Genomic DNA, 19,416 nt, shown 5'->3' on the forward strand with positions numbered 1-19,416 from the left:
CGGAAATGAAGATCCAGACCGGAGGAGGGGGAGCTCTCAGTGCCACATCTCGCAGCGGTGGGCCCGTCCGATGGACTCGCCCGAGCCGGTGAGGAACGCCTGGCGGGCGAGGAGTCCGCGCGCGGCGCCGTGCGGTCGGAGCGACGCAAGGAGATTTTGCGCCAGCGCCGCGAAGAGCTGGGCCTGAGCCAGGAGGACCTCGCCGCCCGGCTGCGCATCAGTGTGCGCGCGTACGGCAACTGGGAACGCGGCCTGGTCAAGGAATGGACGGACCGCAAGCTCCTCGCCCTGGCCGAAGCCCTGGAGATGAGCGAGCGCCAGTGCTTCTGGCTCTTCCGCGTCATGGTCGACCGCGACCCGCCGCCCACCTGGCGGGCCGCCGACGAGAACCGGCTTCCCGAGGACCCGGCGCAGCGCGACTACCTGTGCGACTACGCGGCCCTCATGGAGGCCGTGCCCTACCCGAGCTTCCTGGTGGACCACCGGTGGGACGTCGCGCTCACCAACTCCGCCTTCGACCAGCTCTTCCAGTCCGTACGGCCGCACCCGACGGCCCTGCCGGACGACAACTTCCTGCGCTTCGTGCTGTTCCACCCCGACGCCGCGGCCGTGCTGGAGGACCACGAACCGGCCTGGTGCGTACCGCTGCTCGCCCAGTTCGCGGCGGCGCTCGCCGAAGCCCCGGAGGACGAGGGGCTGTGCAGCATCCGCCAGGAGGTGGCCCGTGACCCGTTCATGGAGGCGGCCTACCGCTACGGCGTCCCCCACTGGCTGAGCAAGCGCGGGCCGGAGGCCGCCGAGCAGGACGGAGCGGTGCGCACCGTGCGCCATCCCGACCCGCGGTGGGGCCTGGTGCGCTGCCGGATGGTGGCCGAGACCAGCCGCATGCTCGACGAGATGGGGCTCACCCGGATCACCCTGATCCTCTCCGGACCGCAGGGCGTGCCGACGGGCCCCGTGCGGGGCGGCGCTGTCGTCCCCTACCCGCCGCAGGGCGCCCGACTGCGCGCCGTGCCGTCGCTGGAGGACTGACCGGCCGGGGCAGACTGGTTCCCGTGGGCGGATACCGCCGCCTGCCGGGGCTCCGCGTCGCCGATCGGAAGACGGATCGTGTCGCCGATCGTGGCACGGCGCCGGCAGGGGTGCGGACGGCGGTACGGGTGACCGGTACTGCCACCGGTGCGGGCATTCCGTGCCAGCGCCCGCACCGGCACTGGCACTGGCGTGGCATCTGCACTGGCGAAGGGCGGTAGGGCGTGCGGCTGACGATCCTCGGCGGAGGCGGCTTCCGGGTACCGCTCGTCTACGGCGCACTGCTCGGGGACCACGCCGAGGGGCGGGTGTCCCACGTGACGCTGTATGACGAGGACCCCGCGCGGCTCGCCGCCATGACCGGCGTCCTCGCCGACCAGGCCGCCGCCGCCGCGGTGCCCGACGCCCCGGCCGTCACCGCCACCCGGGACCTCGACGAGGCCCTGCGCGGGGCCGACTTCGTCTTCTCGGCCATCCGCGTCGGCGGCCTCGACGGACGCGCCGCGGACGAGCGTGTCGCCCTGGCCGAGGGCGTGCTGGGCCAGGAGACGGTGGGCGCCGGCGGGGTGGCGTACGGACTGCGGACGGTTCCGGTGGCCCGCGCGATCGCCCGCAGGATCGCCCGTGTGGCACCCGAGGCCTGGGTCATCAACTTCACCAATCCGGCCGGCCTGGTCACCGAGGCCATGGCCGAGGACCTCGGCGACCGGGTGATCGGCATCTGCGACTCGCCGGTGGGCCTCGGCCGGCGCGTCGCCCGGATCCTGGGAGCACGCCCCGAAGAAGCCTGGGTCGACTACGTGGGCCTCAACCACCTCGGCTGGGTCCGGGGCCTGCGCATCGGCGGGCGGGACGAACTGCCGCGGCTGCTGGCCGACACCGAGGCCCTGGAGTCCTTCGAGGAGGGCCGCCTCTTCGGTGCCGAGTGGCTGCGATCGCTCGGCGCGATCCCCAACGAGTACCTCCACTACTACTACTTCAACCGTGACACCGTACGGGCGTACCAGGAGGCCGGGCAGACCCGCGGGGCGTTCCTGCGCGACCAGCAGCGCGGCTTCTACGCCGAGGCCGGACGCGTCGGGCTGCCGGCCGGTGCGGCCCTGGCCGCCTGGGACCGGACCCGGGCCGAGCGCGAGGCCACGTACATGGCCGAGAACCGCGAGGCGGCCGGCGTGGGGGAGCGAGACGAGAGCGACCTGGAATCCGGCGGCTACGAGAAGGTGGCCCTCGCGCTGATGCGGGCCATCGCCCGGGACGAGCGGGCCACACTGATCCTGAACGTCCGCAACGGCTCCACGCTCCGCGTCCTCGACGCCGCCGCGGTCATCGAGGTGCCCTGCCTGGTCGACGCGAACGGCGCCCACCCCCTGGGCGTCGACCAGCTGCCGCTGCACGCGGTGGGGCTGGTGACGGCCGTCAAGGCGGTGGAGCGGGAAATCCTGGCGGCTGCTGCGAGCCGTTCGCGGGCGGACGCCGTGAAGGCCTTCGCCCTCCATCCGCTGGTCGACTCGGTCGCCGTGGCCCGGCGACTCCTCGACGGCTACGCACAGGCCCATCCGGGCCTCGCCCACCTGCGCTGATCCGCCCAGCCGGTACCGCGCCCGGGGCTGCGCGCGGTTTCCCTCCGACGGCCCAGCGCCGCATGCGGCGCGGCGGGCGGCCTGTGAGAGTGCGAGGTGTGACCACTGTCCCCGCCGCAGCCGCTGCGCCCCCCGTGCTCGACCGGCGGCGACGCAACGTCATCTTCGGCACGATCATGCTGGGTGTGCTGCTGGCCGCGCTCGACCAGACGATCGTCGGGACCGCCCTGCCCACCATCGTGGGGGACCTCGGCGGCGGCGACCACATGTCGTGGGTGGTGACGTCCTACCTGCTCGCGGAGACCGTGGCGACGGTCCTCGTCGGCAAGTTCGGCGACCTCTTCGGCCGGAAACTGATCTTCCAGATCTCCGCCGTCGTCTTCATCAGCGGCTCCTTCCTGTGCGGGCTGGCCGGCAACATGACGCTGCTGATCGTGTGGCGCGGCGTACAGGGCATCGGAGCCGGCGGCCTGATGGTGACCGCGATGGCCCTGATCGCCGACGTCGTCCCCCTGCGTGAACGCGGCAAGTACCAGGGCATGATCGGCGCCGTCTTCGGCGTCGCCACCGTCGTCGGACCGCTGCTCGGCGGCTTCTTCACCGACCAGCTGACCTGGCGCTGGTGCTTCTACGTCAACGTCCCGATCGCCATTCTGGTCGTCGTCGCGGCCGCCAGGACGATTCCCGTGGTACGCGCCTCCGGCAGACCGGTCATCGACTACCTGGGCATCGCGCTGGTGGCGGCCGGCTCCAGCGCCCTGATCCTGGCCACCAGCTGGGGCGGCAACGAGTACGCCTGGACCTCGCCCGTGATCATCGGCCTCTTCGCGGGCGGCGTGGTCGCACTGGCGCTGTTCTGCCTGGCCGAGACGCGCGCCGCCGAGCCGACCATCCCGATGCGGCTCTTCCGCAACCCGGTCTTCGCCGTGTGCTCCGTGCTGAGCTTCGTCGTCGGCTTCGCGATGCTCGGCGCGATGACGTTCCTGCCGACCTACCTCCAGTACGTCGACGGGGACTCGGCCACGATCTCGGGCATCCGCACCCTGCCCATGGTCTTCGGGCTGCTGCTCGCCTCCGTCTTCAGCGGCAACGTCGTCAGCAAGACCGGGCAGTACCGGATCTTCCCGATCGTCGGCAACGCCGTCATGGGCGTCGGCCTCTACCTCCTCGCGCAGATGCACCCGGGGACCAGCACCCTGCTGGAGTCGCTGTACATGTTCGTGCTCGGCACGGGCATCGGCCTGTCCATGCAGGTGCTGACGATCGCCGTGCAGAACACCGTCGACTACGCCGACCTCGGCACGGCCACCTCCGGCGTCACCTTCTTCCGTACGCTCGGCAGCGCCTTCGGGACGGCCGTCTTCGGCACGATCTACGCGAACCACCTGGGGCCGTCGCTGGAGGAGGCGGTCGCGGAGGCGGCGAGGGCCACCGGGCAGGACCCGGCGGGCCTCGCCGAGGCCGCGTCGACCCCGCAGGGGGTGCACCGGCTCGACCCGGCCGCCGCGGCCCCGGTCATCGAGGCGTACGCGGAAGCCCTGCACACGGTGTTCCTGTGGACCGTGCCGGTGGCGGTGTTCGGCTTCGTCGTGGCGCTCTTCCTCAAGCAGGTCACGCTGCGCGACAGCGCCCGGGCAGGATCCACCGACATGGGCGACGGCTTCGGCTCGCCGGCCACGGCCTCGGGGGACTCCGCCAAACTGCTGGAACTGGCCGTCGGCAAACTCGTACGGAACATGGGGGCGGACACGGCACGCGCGATCGTCGAATCCTCCGACACCCGGCTGGACATCGCCGGAGCGTGGACGGTGATGCAGGTGGAGCTGATGACCAGGACGATCGGCTACTGCACCATCGGCCTGGTCGCGGGCCGGCGTTCACTCCCCCCGGAGGTGCTGCTCCCGGCGTTCGACCGGATGGTGGAGGAGGGCTTCCTCACCCGGGAGGGCGCCTACTTCAGCCTCACGCCCGCCGGGCAGCGGGAGGCCGACGTCATCTCGGCGGCCTGGGCCCAGTGGCTCGGCGACCGGCTGGAGAAGGACCGCGGCCGCCCGCGCAGCGCCGAACTGCGGGTCGCGGCGGACGCGATCGCGAAGCGGCTGCTGGCCGAGGACCTGGGCGAGGGCAACTTCGCACCGAAGGTGGTCGTGCGGCACTGAGGCGTGTTGCGAAAGTCTGGTCTGGCTCGCGGCGCCTGGCACGGCACCTCGCCGCGTTGTCGGGATCGTCGGCGTACGACCGGTACGCGGGCGTCCCTCCGCCTTGCGAGGCACCGCGCCAGACACCGCGAGCCCCCGCCCTGCGGGCGGACGACGCCGCTTTCGCAACACGCCCTGGGTCGGGAGGTCAGGGGCCCTGGGGCGGGAACTCCGGGCATCCTTCGGTCGTCCTCCATGGCGTGACATACGAAGACCCGGGGGCGACGAATATGGGAAACACGATCACGCTGGCCGAGGAGATCATGCTGCTCGCACTGGACGACGAGTCCGGGGCGGTACGGCAGCGCCAGTCGGCCGCGCCGGCCGTGGCGGGGGCGCTCCTGCTCGAACTGGTCATGGCGGAGCGGGTGTCGGTCGCGGACAAGCACCTGGAGCTCGTCAGCACCGAACCCACGGGGGAGCCCCTGCTCGACGGCCGAGTCCGGCTGATCGAGGCCTGGATGCGCGGCCGCCCGCGGCGCCGGGTGTCGCAGTGGCTGTCGAAGGACTACACGAAGGCGGTCGCCCCCGTGCTGGAACGGCTCGGCGAGCGCGGGCTGGTGGTGCAGCAGGAGCACAAGGTGCTGGGGATGTTCCCCACGCGCCGCTACCCCGAGGCAGACGGCACGGTCGAGCGCGCCCTGCGGGAGCGGCTCACCGCGGTGGTCCTGGAGCACGCCGAGCCGGACGAGCGCACGGCCGGCCTCGTCGCCCTGCTTCACGCGGCGAAGCTGCACCGCCTGGCCTTCCCCCACCTCCGTGCCCGCTCGGTGAGCCCGAGGATGGCGGAGATAGCCGACGGCCAGTGGGCGGCCGAGAGCGTCCGCAGGGCCATCCGCGACATGCAGGCCGCGGTGACGGCGACGGTGACCGCCGCAGCGGCGGGCTAGTGCAGTAACCCCGTGAACCATTGCGGTCACCGCACCAGAGGCTAGTAGGAGCCGGGGAAAGCGGCGCCTGCGTAGACCTGGTTGAGGATGGTCGGCAGCATGGCGTTCGCCGTGGTGCGGCCGTCGGGCGACACGGTCAGGTTCGTCCAGACGACGAGCGTGACGTCGTTGTCCGGGTCGTGGCCGATGAAGGAGTTGAAGCCGGGCAGTTCGCCGCCGTGGAAGTACATCCCCGCCTGCGGGGTGAAGCGCTGGTGGGCGATGCCGTAGCCGTACTCCTGCCCGTCCGCGGCCTTGGGGTCCTCGGGCTGGGGGCTGTCGAGCCACTGCTTCTGGAAGGCGGGGTTCAGCACCTTGCCCGTCGTCAGGGACCGGATCCACCGGGCCAGGTCGTCGGCGGTGGATACCGCGCCGCCCGCGGCGTAGGCGTAGGACGCGTTCTGGTGCGAGTAGTCCAGCGGCTTGAGCTTGCCGGACTCGGCCGCCGCCCGCATGTCGGCGGGGTAGGGCTTGTCGGTCAGCGCGTAGGCCGTGCCGCCGTACATGTAGCCGTGCGAGAAGGGGGCGGGGAGGGAGGTGTCGCGCAGGCCGGGCAAGGACGTGCCCGACAGGCCGAGCGGGGCGAACAGCCGCTGCCGGAACTGCCGTTCCAGGGGCTGCCCGCCCGCCTTCTCCGCGACGAGGCCGAGCAGCACGTAGTTGGTGTTGCTGTACTCGTACGAGGCGCCGGGCGGGAAGTTCGGCGGACGCGAGAAGGCGATCGCAAGCATCTCCTGCGGCGTGCGGGCCCGGGCCGGGTGGGCGTCCAGGGAGGCCGACAGTTCGGGCGCGTCGGTGTAGTTGTAGAGCCCGCTGCGCATCTTGAGCAGCTGGTCGATGGTGATGCGCCCGCCGTTCGGTACGCCCGGGACGTAGTCGGACACCGGGTCGGACAGTTTGAGCCTGCCGTCCTGGGCGAGCAGGAGGATCAGCGCCGACGTCATGGTCTTGGTGTTGGAGGCGATCCGGAAGTGGGTGCCGGCGGTGGGCGGGACTGACGTTCCCGACTCGGTCGTGCCGACGCCCGCCCTGAAGGCACCCTGCGGGGTGTCGAGCAGGACCATGGCTCCGGGAACCCCGAGCGCCTTGGCCGCGCGTTCGACGGAGGCTTGCAGCGCGGCCGGGTCGATGCGCTTCAGGGCGGACCCGGCGGGGTCCGAGGGCGAGGGTTCGGCCGTGCCCGTGGCCGTGCCCGCCGTGCTTGTGGCAGCGGGCGCGCTCAGGGCGACACGGGTGTCGTACCGGGCCCCGGGGTCCGGAGGCAGTGCGAACCCCGCGACGAGCAGGGCCGCGCACGGCGTCAGCAGAAGGGTGGTGCGGGAAGCTGCTCGTGGTTTCCCCATGCCGGCGTCACAGCCCTCCTGCTCGGTGGTCCTGCGCCGCGTGGTGAGGGCGGCGGCGGGGCCGAAGAGGTCAGAACGTCCGATTTTACCAGCAGGGGGCATTTTGGAGCCGTCCCGAGTGGTCAGGCGCTCGCAGCACGGCCTGTCGTGGGGTAGTCGTACGAGGGGACGTGCGGGAGTTCCGTGAGGTCCGGGCGCCATGCGCGGAGCACCGCCGCCGAGGGGGCGTACAGCGCCGAGGGGATCTCGGCGGGCGTGAACCACTCCCAGCGGGTGATCTTGTGGGGTTCGGTGACGGTGGGGACACCCTCGGCCGCGGTGGTGACGGCGGCCGCCGTCAGCCGGGTCAGGTCGGACTCCGCCTCGATCTGGACGGACAGGACGCGCACGTCCTCGGGGGCCGCGCGCAGGCCCGTCTCCTCGGCGAGTTCCCGCGCGGCGGCCTGCTCGAAGCCCTCTTTGGGGTCGACCTTCCCGCCGGGCAGCTCCCAACGGCCGTCGTGCGCCTGGCCGAGCAGTACCCGGCCGTCGTCGCCGATGACGACGAGGCCGACGCCGACGACGGCGTTCGGCCGGGGGACGGCCCGTTCGGGACGTTCGCGTTCGGGGTGCGGGGGGCGCAGGGGGTCGGGGTGCTCGGGGTGTTCGGTGCGATCGCCCGGGGTGGTCATGAACGTCCTTCCGGAGGAGTGGCGGGACGGGCGCGGACATGGATCCGCTCGCCCTGGGGGCCGAAGAGGCTGAGGAACTCCGCAGGCTGCGGACCGGCGTTGAAGAAGGCGTGCGGCGTACGCGTGTCGAACTCGGCGGCCTCTCCCGCTTCGAGCACGAGGTCGTGCTCCCCGAGCAGCAGCCGGACACGCCCGGACAGCACGTACAGCCACTCGTACCCCTCGTGGACCTTCAACTCGGGTACGGGCGGGGACCCCTGGACCGGCGGGAGGATGTGCTTGAAGGCGTGGACCCCGCCGAAATTGCGGGTCAGCGGTATGTAGGTGTGGCCGTGCCGGACGAAGGGCCGCGGCCGGATGCGGGGGTCGCCCGTCTCCGGGGCGCCGACCAGCTCGTCCAGCGCCACCCGGTGCGCCTTGGCCAGCGGCAGCAGGAGCTCCAGCGTCGGCTTGCGCTGTCCGGACTCCAGCCGGGAGAGGGTCGAGAGCGAGATCCCGGTGGTCTCGCTGAGCTGGGCCAGGGTGGTGCCGCGCTGACGGCGCAGGGCCCGCAGCCGTGGGCCCACGGCGGTGAGCACGTCGGAGAGTTCTTCGTCCTGATGGTCGGCAGCCATGCCTCCATTTGCTGCTTCGGCAACAACATTTGTCAAATGGCGGCATCGGGCAGACCCTCGCAGACATGGACAACGCAACGGAAGAATCCTTCGACGTGGTCGTCGTCGGCGGGGGCGCGGCCGGACTCGCCGGGGCGCTCACCCTGGTCCGGGCCCGCCGTTCGGTACTGGTGATCGACTCCGGCAGCCCGCGCAACGCGCCGGCCGCCCACATGCACGGATACCTCGGCATGGACGGGGAGAGCCCGGCCGCGCTGTCGGCCAGGGGGCGGGCGGAGGTGGAGGGCTACGGCGGGCGGATCCGGCCGGGCACCGCCGTCGCCGCTGACCGGCTGTCCGACGGGGGTTTCCTGGTGCGCTGCGGGGACGGCTCGGCGGTGCGGGGCCGGCGGCTGCTGGTCGCCACCGGCCTGGTGGACGAGCTGCCGGCGGTGCCGGGGCTCCGGGCGCGCTGGGGGAAGGACGTGCTGCACTGCCCGTACTGCCACGGCTGGGAGGTCAGGGACGAGCCGGTCGCGGTGCTGGCCGACGGGCCGCCGGCCGTGCACCAGGCGCAGATGTGGCGGCACTGGAGCGCGCACACCACGCTGCTGGCGCACACCTGGCGGCTGGGAGCGGAGGACCGGGAGCTGGCTGTGGCACTCGGGATCCGGGTCGTCGAGGGCGAGGTGACCGGCCTGGTCGTCGCGGACGACCGGCTGACCGGGGTCACCCTGGCCGGCGGGGCGGCGGTGGAGTGCCGGGCCCTGGTGGTGGCCCCGCGGTTCACGGCCCGTTCGGGGGTACTGACCAGCCTCGGCCTGCCGGCCACGGACATGGTGCGGGACGGGCACGTGATCGGCCGCAGCGTCGAATCCGACCCCGCCACCGGGGCCACCGCGCTCCGCGGGGTCTGGGTGGCGGGCAACGTGACCGCGCCGCTGGAGAAGGTGTCCGGGGCGGCCGCCCAGGGCGCGCAGGCCGGTGCGGCGATCAACGCCGACCTGATCGAGGCGGAGACGCGGCGGGCACTGGAGGCCCACCGCGCGGGCGCGGCGGCGGCGGCGGGCTCGGCCGCCGGCACGGTCCACGGCTGACGGGCCGACCCGGACCGACCGCGTGGACGTGCGTGGGCGGGCGGGTGGCGGGCGGCGGTGGTGCCGATGCGGTCCGCGGTCCGCTGGTGGCACGCCGGACATGTGTGCGGGTTTCGGTTCCTCCCGGTACGTGCAGGCTCTGAGCGGTGTGATCGTCGTACGGCCCAACGGGGCCGGCGGGTGCAACGGTTCGGGGGGACGCTCCATGGCACATGTGCTGGTCATCGGCGGAGGCATCGGCGGCCTCGCCACCGCCCTCCTCGCGGCGCGGCGAGGGCACACGGCGGAGCTCTTCGAGCGCGACACGCGCGCCCCCGGCACCGCGCTGGACCGGGACTTCTTCGGCTGGCGGCGGCCGACCGTACCGCAGGCGGTCCAGCCGCACGCGCTGCTGGGAGCCGCCCGAAACCTCCTGCGCGACGAACTGCCCGACGTCTACGAGGAGATGCTCAGGCTCGGCGCCCGAGAGCGGCACGAGCTGGACTGGTTCGAGGTACGGCCCCCCGAGCTGCCCGGCGACGAGGACCTCGTCATGCTGCAGGCGCGGCGCATCCTACTGGAGAGCGCGCTGGCCACGGCGCTGCGCGCGGAGCCGGGAGTCGTCGTCCGCCACGGAGAGCCGGTCACGGGGCTCACCACCGCGCCGCAGGCCGCGGACGGCGGCGGCTCCGGCGTCGGCGTCGGCGCCGGAATCCGGGTGACCGGCGTGACCACGGACGCGGGCCGGTACGAGGGGGACCTGGTCGTGGACGCGGGCGGCCGCCGCGGGGGCATCGAGCGCAGGCTCGGCGCGGTCGGGTGCCGGCCGCCCGTGGTGGAGCGGCACCGCACGGGCCTCGCGTACTTCTGCCGCTGGTACCGGCTGCCCGCGGGCATGGACGAGGGTCCGCGGCGGCCCTGGGCCGTGACCGGCGGCGCCTTCGCGGGGTGCGCCGTCTTCCCGGCCGACAACCGGGCCTTCGCCGTGACGCTGTTCGTGCACACCGCGGACCCCACGCGCTCCGCGCTGCGCGCCCCGGCGGTCTTCGAGCGGGCGGCACGTGCCTTCCCGCCCGGTGAGGCCTGGCTGGCGCTGGGCGCCGAGCCGCTGTCGGGCGTACTGGCCACGGCCGGCCTGGACAACCGCTGGAGCGCGCTCGTGGACGAGCGGGGACCGGTGGTGACGGGGCTGGTGCCGGTCGGGGACTCGATCACGCACACCAACCCGACCCTCGGGCAGGGCACGTCGCTCGCCCTGTGGGCGGCGCGCCGGGTGGCCCGTACGGCGCACCGGGAGCCGGGGTCGGACCGGTACGCCGCGGAGCACCACGCTTGGGCGGTGCGGACCCTGAAGCCGTGGTTCGACTTCCAGGTGGTCGCCGACGCGGCCATCGGCGAGCGCTTCGCGACACGGGCGGGGCGCACGGGGACGGCCCGTGACGTGGCCGCGCTCTTCGACTGCGCGCTTGAGGACCCCGAGGTGATGCGGGCGCGGGCACGGGTCCGGCACCTGGCGGAGACCCCGGAGCGGGCGTACGCGGACCCGGAGGTCCGGGCCCGGGTCGCGCGCTGGCTGGCGGCGCGGCCGGACTACGCGCCGAACGAGGTGGGACCGGACCGGGAGGAGTGGGAGAAGCTGACGGCGGGCTGACGGGCCTGCGGCCCGGCCTCAGCCGGCCGGGGGCCGGCCCAGCACCTCGGCGAGGTCGTAGCCCACGACCTCCTCCAACTGCGCGTACGTACAGCTCTCGGGGGTCCGGTCGGGCCGCCAGCGCCGGAACTGGGCGGTGTGGCGGAACCGGTCCCCCTCCATGTGGTCGTAGGCGACCTCGATGACCCGCTCCGGGCGCAGCGGCACCCACGAGAGGTCCTTCTTGCCGGTCCAGCGGCTCTGCGCGCCGGGAAGCCGGGCGCTCTCGTGCGCGGACTCCTCGGCCCAGGCGGCCCACGGGTGCCCGGTCGGGTCCGGCATCCGCAGGGGTTGGAGCTCGTCCACCATCTCGGCGCGCCGCTTCATGGGGAAGGCGGCGCAGACGCCCACGTGCTGGAGCGTGCCGTGCGCGTCGTGAAGGCCCAAGAGGAGCGATCCGACAATCGGACCGCTCTTGTGGAAACGGAAACCGGCGACGACGACGTCCGCGGTACGTTCGTGCTTGATCTTGTACATGAGACGGGCATCGGGCCGGTAGGGAAGATCGAGCGGTTTGGCGATCACCCCGTCGAGCCCGGCGCCCTCGAACCGCTCGAACCACTCCTGCGCGAGCGCGGGGTCGGTGGTCGCGGGCGCGAGATGGACGGGGGGACGAGCGGTGGACAGGGATGCGACCAGGGCGGTACGGCGGTCGGCGAGCGGGGTCTGGAGGAGTGACTCGTCGTCCAGGGCGAGCAGGTCGAAGGCGACGAAGCTGGCGGGCGTGGTCTCCGCCAGGAGGGTGACACGCGACTGCGCGGGATGGATCCGCTCGGTCAGCCGGTCGAAGTCCAGACGCCCCTCGTGGACGATCACGATCTCGCCGTCCACGACGCACCGGCCGGGCAGGTTCGCCTTCAAGGCCTCCACCAGCTCGGGGAAATACCGGGTCAGGGACTTACCCGTGCGGCTGCCGATCTCGACCTCGTCGCCGTCGCGATGCACGACCGCCCGGAAGCCGTCCCACTTGGCCTCGTACTGCATGCCGGGCGGGATCTTCGCCACTGACTTGGCGAGCATCGGTTTCACCGGCGGCATCACTGGCAGATCCATGCCTTCGATTCTGCGGTGGTACGTCCGGGCCCGCCCGGTATGCGCCCGCGGTCCGACCCGCCTACCGTGGCGCACATGGGTGCTGCTGGCAATGCGATCGAGCTGGAGGCGGCCGGGCGGACGGTACGGCTGTCCAGTCCGGACAAGGTCTACTTCCCGGAACGGGGCCTCACCAAGCGGCACGTCGCCGAGTACTACCTGGCGGTCGCGGACGGCATCCTCCGCGCCCTCCGCGACCGGCCGACGACCCTGGAGCGCTACCCCGAAGGGGTGGAGGGCGAGTCCTTCTTCCAGAAACGGGCCCCCAAGAACCTCCCCGACTGGATCCCGACCGCCCACATCGCCTTCCCCAGCGGGCGTACGGCCGACGAGATCTGCCCGACCGAGCCGGCCGCAGTCCTGTGGGCGGCCAACCTGGGCTGCCTCACCTTCCACCCCTGGCCGGTCCGCCGCGGGGACACCGACCGGCCCGACGAGCTGCGCATCGACCTGGACCCGCAGCCGGGAACCGACTACCACCACGCGGTGGCCGCCGCCCACCAACTGCGCGCCCTGCTGGAGGAACTGGGCCTGCGAGGCTGGCCCAAGACCTCGGGCGGCCGTGGACTGCACGTCTTCGTCCCGATCGAGCCGCGCTGGACCTTCACCGAGGTCCGCCGCTGCGCCATCGCCCTCGGCCGGGAACTGGAGCACCGGATGCCGGGCAAGGTCACGACGGCCTGGTGGAAGGAGGAGCGCGGCGAGCGGATCTTCGTCGACTACAACCAGACGGCCCGCGACCGCACGATCGCCTCCGCCTACTCGGTCCGCCCCCGCCCCCACGCCCCGGTCTCCGCACCCCTGCGCTGGGACGAGGTGGACGACGCCGAGCCGCGCGACTTCGACATCGTCACGATGCCGGCCCGCTTCGCGGAACTGGGCGACGTGCACGCGGACATGGACGACCACGCCTTCACCCTGGACTCCGTACTGGAACTCGCGGACCGCCAGGAGCACGACCACGGCCTGGGCGACATGCCGTACCCGCCGGACTACCCGAAGATGCCGGGCGAACCGAAACGCGTCCAGCCCAGCCGGGCCAAGCAGGAGGACTGACCTCTGTCAGTGGGGGATGCGATGCTCGGGGAGCGGCTGCGTACGCCGTGTTGATCAGTCGTATAGCGGACGTCCATCCGCCCTGACCAGTATCTGCGGCATGTCTATCAACACCTCTGCCGCAGCCACCGACACCGCCGCCTGGTACGAACTCGCCCTGTGCGCGCAGACCGGCCCGGGCTTCTTCTTCCCGGAGCCGGGCTCCTCACTGCGCGATGCGAAGCGGCTGTGCGGGGCGTGCGAGGGGCGGGCGGCGTGCCTGGAGTACGCCCTCGCCAACGACGAGCGTTTCGGGGTGTGGGGCGGCCTCTCGGAGGCGGAGCGCCTTGCGCTGCGCCCCACCCGCCGCTGAGTCAGGTCCGCGTCGCCTTCCCGCTGGCACGGACCAGCCCCACCCGCCGCGCGAGGTCGTACCCCTCGCCCCCACACTCCTCACGCCGCGGCGTGTGGGGCACGACCCGCACGGGGTAATGCCCCCCGACGGGCGACACGACCCCACCGAAGCGCGGATCCCCCGCGAACCAGATCCGGTCCGGGTGGTCGTTCTCCAACTGCGCGAGCGCGACGGGGAAGGGGAGGATCCGCAGCGTGGCGGTGAAGTCCTCCCGAAAGGGGATCACGAGGGTCGCGGGGCTCCCGGGCGGGCGGCGCGGGTACCGGCACGGCCACTCGCACCAGGGGTATGCCCGCAGTACGGCTCTGACGCGGTGGCGCCTGATGAACGCGATGACCACCCAGGGCAGGTAGGGAGCGACGAGCACGGTGATCATTGCGAGCACTGTGCCTGCATAGGGAACCGTGTCGATACAGGCCAGGGCGATCAGTGGAGGGCCACTGAGGCTGAGCACCCACTTGAGACGTCGGACGGCCAACCGCTTGTAGCCGACTGGCGTCGGAGGGTGGTTCCAGGCCACCTTGGTCAGCGTGAGGCTCATAGGAGCACGTCCAGGATGCGTGAGGTTCCGGCTGCCGTCGCCGTAGCGGCCTCGGGGTCGGAGAAGAGGGTGGTGTGCGCGACGGCTTCGAGGATGTCCGTGTACGCGTCAGCGTGTTTGAGAGAAGCACTGACCAGATCGAGGACGAGTAAGTGCAGCCCTTCGGGATGCACAGTCGCGACTCTGGCCTGAAACAGACGGTGCTCCACGTTCGGCACGGAAATCGTCCCGGCAACCAGGGAGCAGGGGAGCCCCGACGGGAGATCGATGAACCGACGGGTCGAGCTGGTCCAGTGTGGCGAGCGTGCGATGGCCAGCGCCGCATGTGCCACCGTGAGGCGAGGGTTGGGCTGCTGGACAGGCCGAAGGGTCAGAGCGAACAAGGACGTCGCGACGCCGACCGGTTCTTCTGGGTGCAGCCCGATTGCCGTGTGCACGACATCGCGATCGGCGAGTTCTTCGAGGCCATCGATAAGTCGGGTCAGTTCCCGTTGGGCGTCGGAGCTACCCATGGCCTCGGCGAACGCGTGCAGTGCATCCCTGTCGCCGGGGTCGATGTCGTAAAAGCCGGTGGGCAGTCGGAACCAGACCGGCGGTAGGGAGCTGAAGGGTGTCACGGCCTCAGCCCCGACCAGACATGGTGGGACTTTCTGACGGCTGTGGGGGCGTCGTCGAGCACACCGCGGGCGCCGTCTACCGATGTGCAGCTGTGTTCCAGCGCTTCGTTGTCCGGCGCGTAATCGAGTACGCCGGTCAGCGCCCCCGTGCCGGCTACCGCTACCCCCACCCGGTCGCGGGTGTCCTGACTCGACGACCGCAGTGCCCATCCCGTGAGCGGGCTCTCGACCTGCCGTAGGTCGTCGGAGGTGGACCAGGCCGCCTGCCGGAAGGCGGTGGTTCCCGGGGCGAGCCCCGACAGGGCGCTGGCCTCCGGGGCGGCGGCCATGGCCGCGCGGGCGGCCGCCGTGCCCGCCTTGGCGCCGGAGGCGATCGCGGCCACGCCGGGTACGGAGCCGGCGGTGTCTCCCAGGAGGGTGACGCTGCTCTTCCAGAAGTCCGCGTCGAACTGGCCCTTCGTGAAGCCGTCCGTCAGGGACTTGCGGAACTTCGCGTCCGAGACGTGCATGGCCAGCGCGGCCAGGGACAGGCCGCTGCCCACCAGCATGATCGCGAGGCCCGCCGGCGGGAAGAACAGGGCCACGCCGGCGCCGATCGCGCCCAGGATGGCCGACGCGTTCGAGAGGGCGTCGGCCGGGTCTTCGGTGATCTTGTGCCAGATCGAGGACAGGAGGCCCGGTTCCTTGGGGGCCAGCTTGTCCGTCGCCGCGTTCAGCGTGGCGGAGACGCGGCGAGCCGCCGCCGCGTGCTCGGAGGCCAGTTCGCGGGCCAGGCGGCGGACGTCGGCCAGGGCCTCCTCCGTCTTCGCCGCCGCGGCCTGCGCCTCGTAGCGGGCGGACAGCTCGCGGTGGGTGACCAGCGTGTCGTGCCACCCCGTGAGGCGGCGCGCGGCCTCCGCCAGGGAGGTGTGGGCCGAGGCCAGGTACCGGGGGAGATCCTTGGAGAGGGAGGCGCGGAAGGCGGTCGCCGCCTCGCCCTGCCAGGACGAGCTGTGGGAGACGAGGTCCGTCACCACCCGGGAGGCCTCGCCGAGGGACTTCGCCGACGCGCCGAGCTTCCTGGTCAGCGCCAGTACCGTGGCGGGGTTGCCGGGGGCCGGGTCGAAGCCCAGCGCCGCGTGCTCAGCCATGGGCGGCCGCCGCCCGGAGGAAGGCCGCGCGGACGGCGGCCTCCAGCTCGGCGTACTGCGCGGCGCTGCGGTCCACGCCCTCCCGTACGGTCTTGACCCGGTCGGCCAGCTCCCGCGTCCCGTAGGCCCACCGCTCCTGGAAGCCGTCGCACGCCGCGTCGAGGTCGGCCGTGCCCAGCTGGTCGGCGCGTACGTGGTCCAGTGCCCGCCGGGCCTCCCGCAGGGAACTCAGCGAGGAGTCCAGGGCACGGGTCAAGCGGGTCAGCTGGTCGATGTCCACCTGCAGTGACGTCATGACGCGAAACCCTGGCAGAGCAGTGCTCCACCAGGGCAATCGGCGTCACCCGCCCGAGCGGGCCAAATCCGGTCAGGTCAGCCCTTGCGGGCCGCCAGGCGGGCCGCGCGGGCGGCCAGCTTCTCGTCGAACTTCTTGGCCTCCGAGTCCAGGCCGTTCATGAACAGCCCGAGCTCGTCCTGGGCCTTCTGCCCCTCCGGTCCGAGGCCGGCGATGTCCATGACCTTGAGGAAGCGCAGCACCGGCGCCAGTACGTCGTCGTGGTGGATCCGCAGGTTGTAGACACCGCCGATGGCCATCTGCGCGGCCATCCGCTCGAAGCCGGGCATGCCGTGTCCGGGCATCCGGAAGTTGACGACGACGTCCCGCACGGCCTGCATGGTCAGGTCCGGGGCGAGCTCGAAGGCAGCGCCCAGCAGGTTGCGGTAGAAGATCATGTGCAGGTTCTCGTCCTGCGCGATGCGCGCCAGCATGCGGTCGCAGACCGGGTCACCGGACTGGTGGCCGGTGTTGCGGTGCGAGATACGCGTGGCGAGCTCCTGGAAGGCCACGTAGGCCACCGAGTGCAGCATCGAGTGGCGGTTGTCGGACTCGAAGCCCTCCGACATGTGCTGCATCCGGAACGCTTCCAGCTTGTCCGGGTCCACGGCGCGCGAGGCCAGCAGGTAGTCGCGCATCACGATGCCGTGGCGGCCCTCCTCGGCCGTCCAGCGGTGCACCCAGGTGCCCCATGCGCCGTTGCGGCCGAAGAGCGTCGCGATCTCGTGGTGGTAGCTGGGGAGGTTGTCCTCGGTCAGCAGGTTCACGACCAGCGCGATCTTGCCGATGTCGGTGACCTTGGACTGCTGCGGGTCCCAGGCCTCGCCGTCCTCGAAGAAGCCCGGGAAGTTCCGGCCGTCGCTCCACGGGACGTACTCGTGGGGCATCCAGTCCTTGGTGACCTTCAGGTGGCGGTTGAGCTCCTTCTCGACCACCTCTTCCAGCGCGTACAGCAGCTTGGCGTCGGTCCACGCCTCCGAGCTGCCGAGGTGGGGAGAGGTGATCGTCACGGGTACTCCTGGGTGCAAAGCGAATTACCTACGGTTCCGTAGCCTACGGAGTCGTAGGTTAAGCGCGACATCAAGGCCAGCCAAGCCCCGGGTATAGGTATGTCCGGTTACATCCAGTTATCTATGCTGTTTGGGAGGGCTCAAAACGGGCAGCGAAAGGTCAAAATCACGCCGCCAGGTGGTTCCGCCGCTCTCGCCTTGACGGCGGAGCGCGGGCGAGAGCCAGCCCCGGCGGCGACGCCCGCCGGGGCGGTTCTGCGAACGCCGTCAGGCGGTCAGGCGTGCCACAGCGACTGCCGGACCTCCTCGGCCGTGGTCGGCCGGAGGTCGCCGTCCAGCAGCAGCCAGCGCGTGATCCCGATCGACTCCAGGAACGGCACGTCGTGGCTGGCCACCACCAGCGCGCCCTGGTAGGACTCCAGCGCGTCCGTCAGCTGCCGCACGCTCGACAGGTCGAGGTTGTTCGTCGGCTCGTCCAGCATGAGGAGCTGCGGGGCGGGCTCCGCCAGCAGCAGTGCCGCCAGCGCCGCCCGGAAGCGCTCGCCGCCCGACAGGGTGCCGGCGGGCCGGTCCGCCCTCCCGCCCCGGAAGAGGAAGTGCGCGAGGCGGGCCCGGATCAGGTTGTTCGTGGCCTGCGGGGCGAACCGCGCCACGTTCTCCACCACCGAGCTGTCCTCGTCCAGCACGTCCAGCCGCTGCGGCAGGAAGCGCGTGGCCACGTGGGTCACCGCCGTCCCCGCCTCGGGGGCGAGCTGCCCCGCGATCGTCCGGAGCAGGGTCGTCTTGCCCGAGCCGTTGCGGCCCACCAGCGCGATCCGCTCCGGGCCCCGCAGCTCCCACTCGCCCGGTACGGCGGCTCCGTGGGGCAGGCGCAGATCGCTGAGCGTCAGCACGCGCCGCCCGGGCGGGACCATGGTGGCGGGCAGCTGGATGCGGATCTCGGCGTCGTCGCGGACCGCCTCCACCGCCTGGTCCAGCCGCTCCTTCGCCTGGGCCAGCTTCTCGGTGTGCATGATCCGGTGCTTGCCGGCCGATTCCTGCGCCGCACGCTTGCGCGCGCCCATCACGATCTTCGGCTCGCGCTTGTTCTCGAACATCTTCTGGCCGTACCGCTTGCGCCGGGCCAGTTTGACCTGGGCGTCCGCCAGTTCGCGCTTCTGCCGCTGCACGTCGGCCTCCGCGACCCGGACCATCCGTCCGGCCGCCTCCTGCTCGGCGGCCAGCATGTCCTCGTAGTCGCTGAAGTTCCCTCCGTACCAGCGGACTTCGCCGTCGCGCAGATCGGCGATCTGGTCGACCCGTTCCAGCAGCTCCCGGTCGTGGCTGACCAGGAGCATCACCCCGGACCAGGACTCGACGGCCGCGTAGAGGCGGCCCCGGGCGCGCAGGTCGAGGTTGTTGGTGGGCTCGTCCAGCAACAGGACGTCGGGCCGGGCCAGCAGCAGCGCGGCCAGGCGCAGCAGGACGGACTCGCCGCCCGAGAGCTCGCCGACGGTCCGGTCCAGGCCGATCCGGGCGAGACCGAGTTCGTCGAGCGTGGCCAGGGCCCGCTCCTCCACGTCCCAGTCGTCGCCCACCGCGGCGAAGTTCGCCTCGGTGGCCTCACCCGCCTCGATGGCGTGGAGGGCGGCGCGGGCGGTGCGGATGCCGAGTGCCTCGTCCACGCGCAGCGCGGTGTCGAGGGTGACCGTCTGGGGGAGGTAGCCGACCGAGCCGGCGACGGACGACTGGCCCTCGGACGGCTTCAGTTCGCCGGCGATCAGCTTCAGCAGGGTGGACTTGCCACTTCCGTTGAGTCCGATCAGGCCGGTGCGGCCGGGGCCGACGGCGAGGTGGAACCCGTCAAACACGGGAGTGCCGTCGGGCCAGTCGAAGGACAGGGCGGAGCAGGTGATGAAAGCAGGGGCGTGACTCATGGAGGCCTCCAGGTTGCGTGAGTGGTGCGTGCAACGCGGGGAGACAGCCGACGCTCGTACAGGCGACCGTGACGGTGCCGCGGGATCGCGGGATCACGGCGGTGTTGACGGTCGCGGGCTCGGCGAGTGCGCGGGTTTCGCGGTGGTCGCCCGGGTCGGTGTCTCGGACCTCAGAAGAGCAACGTCCTGCTCCGTTCGACGGCAGTGGGTCGCC

18 protein-coding genes are annotated in these 19,416 nt (G+C 72.1%); 8 read left to right on the top strand and 10 right to left on the bottom strand.

Annotated elements, in window-relative coordinates; all coding sequences use genetic code 11:
• The first annotated feature begins 39 nt into the window (after window positions 1-39).
• The 4 genes from BSL84_RS28170 (at window position 40) to BSL84_RS28185 (ending at window position 5,700) form a co-directional block, all read left to right on the top strand.
• The gene (locus BSL84_RS28170; RefSeq protein WP_324610038.1) at window positions 40-1,032 is read left to right on the top strand and encodes a helix-turn-helix domain-containing protein; all 993 of its coding nucleotides are present in this window, start codon (window positions 40-42) and stop codon (window positions 1,030-1,032) included.
• Window positions 1,033-1,256: 224 nt separating this feature from the next.
• Window positions 1,257-2,612, top strand: a complete 1,356-nt coding sequence (locus BSL84_RS28175; protein WP_075971430.1) for a 6-phospho-beta-glucosidase — start codon at window positions 1,257-1,259, stop codon at window positions 2,610-2,612.
• 62 nt (window positions 2,613-2,674) lie between these two features.
• On the top strand, window positions 2,675-4,771 hold the full coding sequence (locus tag BSL84_RS28180) for an MDR family MFS transporter (protein ID WP_075971431.1): 2,097 nt from the start codon (window positions 2,675-2,677) through the stop codon (window positions 4,769-4,771).
• A 269-nt stretch (window positions 4,772-5,040) separates the two neighbouring features.
• Complete coding sequence (locus BSL84_RS28185) at window positions 5,041-5,700, top strand: GOLPH3/VPS74 family protein (RefSeq protein WP_030030665.1); 660 nt, start codon at window positions 5,041-5,043, stop codon at window positions 5,698-5,700.
• 41 nt (window positions 5,701-5,741) lie between these two features.
• On the opposite strand, the gene BSL84_RS28190 is transcribed toward BSL84_RS28185, so the two are convergent.
• The 3 genes from BSL84_RS28190 to BSL84_RS28200 all read right to left on the bottom strand — a co-directional run bounded on the left by BSL84_RS28190 (window position 5,742) and on the right by BSL84_RS28200 (window position 8,367).
• On the bottom strand, window positions 5,742-7,082 hold the full coding sequence (locus BSL84_RS28190) for a serine hydrolase domain-containing protein (protein WP_079273322.1): 1,341 nt from the start codon (window positions 7,080-7,082) through the stop codon (window positions 5,742-5,744).
• 122 nt (window positions 7,083-7,204) lie between these two features.
• Window positions 7,205-7,753 carry a nucleotide triphosphate diphosphatase NUDT15 gene (locus BSL84_RS28195; protein WP_078849060.1) on the bottom strand — a complete coding sequence of 183 codons (549 nt, stop codon included), beginning with the start codon at window positions 7,751-7,753 and terminating at the stop codon, window positions 7,205-7,207.
• Window positions 7,750-8,367 (bottom strand): helix-turn-helix domain-containing protein, encoded by a 618-nt coding sequence (locus tag BSL84_RS28200; protein WP_030030662.1) that lies wholly within the window; start codon window positions 8,365-8,367, stop codon window positions 7,750-7,752. Before BSL84_RS28200 ends, BSL84_RS28195 begins: the two co-directional genes overlap by 4 nt.
• A gap of 65 nt (window positions 8,368-8,432) precedes the next feature.
• On the opposite strand from BSL84_RS28200, the gene BSL84_RS28205 reads away from it, so the two are divergent.
• On the top strand, window positions 8,433-9,443 hold the full coding sequence (locus BSL84_RS28205; RefSeq protein ID WP_075971432.1) for an NAD(P)/FAD-dependent oxidoreductase: 1,011 nt from the start codon (window positions 8,433-8,435) through the stop codon (window positions 9,441-9,443).
• A gap of 205 nt (window positions 9,444-9,648) precedes the next feature.
• Window positions 9,649-11,073 (top strand): NAD(P)/FAD-dependent oxidoreductase, encoded by a 1,425-nt coding sequence (locus BSL84_RS28210; protein ID WP_075971433.1) that lies wholly within the window; start codon window positions 9,649-9,651, stop codon window positions 11,071-11,073.
• 18 nt (window positions 11,074-11,091) lie between these two features.
• Here BSL84_RS28210 and BSL84_RS28215 read toward each other — a convergent pair whose 3' ends face one another.
• Window positions 11,092-12,165 carry an ATP-dependent DNA ligase gene (locus BSL84_RS28215; protein ID WP_030027762.1) on the bottom strand — a complete coding sequence of 358 codons (1,074 nt, stop codon included), beginning with the start codon at window positions 12,163-12,165 and terminating at the stop codon, window positions 11,092-11,094.
• 75 nt (window positions 12,166-12,240) lie between these two features.
• Here BSL84_RS28215 and ligD point away from each other — a divergent pair, with 75 nt between their 5' ends.
• Together ligD and BSL84_RS28225 are read left to right on the top strand one after the other, a co-directional pair.
• Window positions 12,241-13,260: a non-homologous end-joining DNA ligase gene (gene ligD / locus BSL84_RS28220; RefSeq protein WP_030027761.1), complete on the top strand. Its 1,020-nt coding sequence runs from the start codon at window positions 12,241-12,243 to the stop codon at window positions 13,258-13,260.
• Between the two features lie 100 nt (window positions 13,261-13,360).
• Window positions 13,361-13,612 carry a WhiB family transcriptional regulator gene (locus tag BSL84_RS28225; RefSeq protein ID WP_030027759.1) on the top strand — a complete coding sequence of 84 codons (252 nt, stop codon included), beginning with the start codon at window positions 13,361-13,363 and terminating at the stop codon, window positions 13,610-13,612.
• A gap of 1 nt (window position 13,613) precedes the next feature.
• On the opposite strand, the gene BSL84_RS28230 is transcribed toward BSL84_RS28225, so the two are convergent.
• From BSL84_RS28230 to BSL84_RS28255, 6 genes are all read right to left on the bottom strand, one after another.
• A complete protein-coding gene (locus BSL84_RS28230) occupies window positions 13,614-14,030 on the bottom strand; it encodes a hypothetical protein (protein WP_159393572.1) in 417 nt (138 codons plus the stop codon).
• A gap of 161 nt (window positions 14,031-14,191) precedes the next feature.
• Entirely contained in the window at window positions 14,192-14,812 is a 621-nt protein-coding gene (locus BSL84_RS28235) for a hypothetical protein (protein ID WP_075971435.1), read from the bottom strand.
• A complete protein-coding gene (locus BSL84_RS28240) occupies window positions 14,809-15,942 on the bottom strand; it encodes a hypothetical protein (RefSeq protein ID WP_075971436.1) in 1,134 nt (377 codons plus the stop codon). Before BSL84_RS28240 ends, BSL84_RS28235 begins: the two co-directional genes overlap by 4 nt.
• Window positions 15,935-16,237 carry a hypothetical protein gene (locus BSL84_RS28245; RefSeq protein ID WP_037661439.1) on the bottom strand — a complete coding sequence of 101 codons (303 nt, stop codon included), beginning with the start codon at window positions 16,235-16,237 and terminating at the stop codon, window positions 15,935-15,937. Before BSL84_RS28245 ends, BSL84_RS28240 begins: the two co-directional genes overlap by 8 nt.
• A gap of 77 nt (window positions 16,238-16,314) precedes the next feature.
• A complete protein-coding gene (locus tag BSL84_RS28250) occupies window positions 16,315-17,286 on the bottom strand; it encodes an acyl-ACP desaturase (RefSeq protein WP_030027752.1) in 972 nt (323 codons plus the stop codon).
• 275 nt (window positions 17,287-17,561) lie between these two features.
• Window positions 17,562-19,202 carry an ABC-F family ATP-binding cassette domain-containing protein gene (locus BSL84_RS28255; RefSeq protein ID WP_030027750.1) on the bottom strand — a complete coding sequence of 547 codons (1,641 nt, stop codon included), beginning with the start codon at window positions 19,200-19,202 and terminating at the stop codon, window positions 17,562-17,564.
• Between the last annotated feature and the right edge of the window lie 214 nt (window positions 19,203-19,416).

Origin of the sequence: Streptomyces sp. TN58 (assembly GCF_001941845.1) — a bacterium.
Classification (GTDB): Bacteria; Actinomycetota; Actinomycetes; order Streptomycetales; family Streptomycetaceae; genus Streptomyces.